This is a genomic window from Micromonospora sp. M42, assembly GCF_000568915.1.
GTDB classification, from domain to species: domain Bacteria; phylum Actinomycetota; class Actinomycetes; order Mycobacteriales; family Micromonosporaceae; genus Micromonospora; species Micromonospora chalcea.
The window spans coordinates 2,816,570-2,819,394 of record NZ_KK037233.1; the positions used below are offsets into that span (position 1 = coordinate 2,816,570).

Annotated in this window: 2 protein-coding genes and 1 pseudogene; all 3 read right to left on the reverse strand. The window is 72.6% G+C overall.

Features of this window, described 5'->3' with window-relative positions; all coding sequences use genetic code 11:
- Positions 1-124 precede the first annotated feature (124 nt).
- Positions 125-595 (reverse strand): GNAT family N-acetyltransferase, encoded by a 471-nt coding sequence (locus MCBG_RS12655; protein ID WP_043325797.1) that lies wholly within the window; start codon positions 593-595, stop codon positions 125-127.
- Between the two features lie 75 nt (positions 596-670).
- Positions 671-1,432, reverse strand: a complete 762-nt coding sequence (gene dapB / locus MCBG_RS12660; protein ID WP_043325799.1) for a 4-hydroxy-tetrahydrodipicolinate reductase — start codon at positions 1,430-1,432, stop codon at positions 671-673.
- A gap of 108 nt (positions 1,433-1,540) precedes the next feature.
- Positions 1,541-2,825: pseudogene (locus tag MCBG_RS12665) on the reverse strand (M16 family metallopeptidase); the annotation flags it as partial.

Genomic DNA, 2,825 nt, shown 5'->3' on the forward strand with positions numbered 1-2,825 from the left:
CACCCCACCCCCTCACCGCACCACCCCACCCCCCACCGCGTCGATCATGAAGTTGGCGGCAGTCGGGGAGATCGAAAAGGCCGCCAACCTCATGATCGACCGGGGGCAAGCTCGGGGGTGAGGGTCAGGCTGGGGGGAGGAGCTCGGCTACCAGTTCGTCGTCCTCGAACGCGCCTGTGGGGTGGAAGCCCAGGGACGTGTAGAGGGCGGCGGCGGGCTTGTTGTCGGGGTGGTAGCTCAAGCGGATCGGCCGGCCCGCCTCGGCGAGCCGGTCGGCGATCGTCCGCACCGTCGCGCGGCCCAGCCCCCGGCCCTGCTCGGCGGCGTCGATCACCATGCCGCCGATCCAGCGCGACTCGTCGTCGTCCACGCCCCACATGACATGGCCGACGACAGTCTCGTCGGCGTAGACGGCCAGCGAGTTCCAGACGTCCGAGCGTTCGGTGAGAAGCAGGTAGCGGGCGGCGAGCGCGGCCACGAAGGCGCGCTGGTCGTCGTGCGGCGCGACGTCCGCCACGGCCCGCCAGTTGTCGTCGTCCACCGGGCGCAGCGTCACCCGGCGGCCGGTGCGGTCGGATTGTCCGGAATCGATCATGGAAAGCAGCCTAGGTCGACGCCCCCGAACAGGCAAAACGGTTTCCCGCAGCAGGCCGGGGGCACACCGCGGCAGTCAGTCGAGCAGGGCGTCCAGGCCGACCGTCAGACCGGGCCGGCGGCCCACCTCGCGGACCGCGAGCAGCACGCCGGGCATGAACGACACCCGGTCGTACGAGTCGTGCCGGATGGTCAGCGTCTCACCGGTGGTGCCGAACAGCACCTCCTGGTGGGCGACCAGGCCGGTGGCGCGTACCGCGTGCACGCGTACCCCGTCGATGTCGGCGCCGCGGGCGCCGGCCACCTCGTCGCGGGTGGCGTCCGGCGCGGGCCCCAGACCGGCCTCGGCGCGGGCCGCGGCGATCAGCCGAGCCGTGTGGGTGGCGGTGCCGCTCGGCGCGTCCAGCTTGCGCGGGTGGTGCTGCTCGATGATCTCGACCGACTCGAAGTGCCGGGCCGCGCGCGCGGCGAACTGCATCATCAGTACCGCGCCGATGCCGAAGTTGGGGGCGATCACCACGCCCACGCCGGGACGGCCGGCCAGCCACTCGCGTACCTGGTCGAGCCGCTGCTCGGTGAAGCCGGTGGTGCCGACCACCGCGTGCACGCCGTTCTCGACGCACCAGCGCAGGTTGCCCATGACCGCGTCCGGGGTGGTGAAGTCGACGACCACCCCGGCACCCGCCTGCGCCACAGTGGCCAGATCGTCGCCCTGGTCGACGGCCGCGACCAGCTCCAGGTCGGCGGCGGAGTCGACCGCCTTGCAGACCTCCATGCCCATCCGGCCCCGGGCGCCCAGCACACCGACCCGGGCCACCGTGTTCTGCTGCTCAGTCACGGGCCACAACCTATCCCAGCCCGCACGGCGCGGTCCGGCGGACCGCACCGACGCCCGGCATCCGGCGAACCGGCGCGGCCGACGCCCGGCCGACCGGACCGCCGCCGCTCAGCGGTCGACGGTGAAGCTGCCGGAGTCGAACGGGCCCACCACGGCCAGCGACATCGGCCGGCCGAGCAGCTCGGCGGCGAGCGTGTTCACGTCGTCGAGGGTCACCGCGTCCACCCGGGCCAGCAGGTCGTCCACCGGCATCAGGTTGCCGTAGAGCAGCTCGCCCTTGGCGAGCCGGCTCATCCGCGAGCCGGTGTCCTCCAGCCCGAGCACGAACGAGCCCTTGCTCATCCCCTTGCCCCGGGCCAGTTCCGCCTCGGTGATCCCCTCGGCGGCGACCCGGGCCAGCTCGGCGCGGGTCAGGTGCAGCACCTCGTCCACCTTGCCCGGAGCGCAACCGGCGTAGACGGCGAACACGCCGCTGTCGGCGTACTGGCTGGCGTAGGAGTAGACCGAGTACGCGAGGCCGCGCTGTTCCCGGATCTCCTGGAACAGCCGGCTGGACATGCCGCCGCCGAGCACGTTGTTGAGCACGCCGAGGGCGAAGCGCCGCTCGTCGGTGCGGTCGATGGCCGGGCAGCCGAGGACGACGTGCGCCTGCTCGGTCTCCTTCGGCTCGACGAGCGTGGTGGCCGGCTTGGTGCGTACCCCCGGGGTGGACGGGCGGTGCGACGCCGGCGCCGCCGGGTCGGTGTCCAGCGGGGTGCCGCGCAGCGCCTGCCGGACCAGCTTGACCACCGCGGCGTGGTCGAGGTTGCCGGCGGCGGCGATCACGATCCGCGGCGGGGTGTAGCGGCGGCGGTAGAAGCCCTGGATCTGCCGCCGGCTCATCGGCGTGACGGTCTCCTCGGTGCCGGAGATGAGGCGGCCCAGCGGGTGGTCGCCGTAGACGGCGCGGGTGAACAGGTCGTGCACCTCGTCGCCGGGCTCGTCGTCGTGCATGGCGATCTCTTCGAGGATGACGCCGCGCTCGGTCTCCACGTCGGACGGGGTCAGCACCGAGTCGGCGACCAGGTCGCACATGACGTCGATGGCCAGCGGCAGGTCCTCGTCCAGCACCCGCGCGTAGTAGCAGGTGTATTCCTTCGTGGTGAAGGCGTTGGTCTCGCCGCCCACCGCCTCGATCTGGGACGAGATCTCCAGCGCGCTGCGCTTGTTGGTGCCCTTGAACAGCAGGTGTTCCAGGAAGTGCGCGGCGCCGGCCTGCGGGCCGGTCTCGTCGCGCGACCCGACCGCCACCCAGATGCCGAACGACACGCTGCGCATGGCCGGGATCGCCTCGGTCAGCACCCGCAGCCCGCCCTCCTCCACTTACGGCGGACGGTGCCGCCGAGCGGGTCGT

Excerpts from the sequence above, each read along its gene's own strand:
- MCBG_RS12655 (WP_043325797.1), bottom strand. The coding sequence starts at position 595 with ATGATCGATTCCGGACAATCCGACCGCACCGGCCGCCGGGTGACGCTG.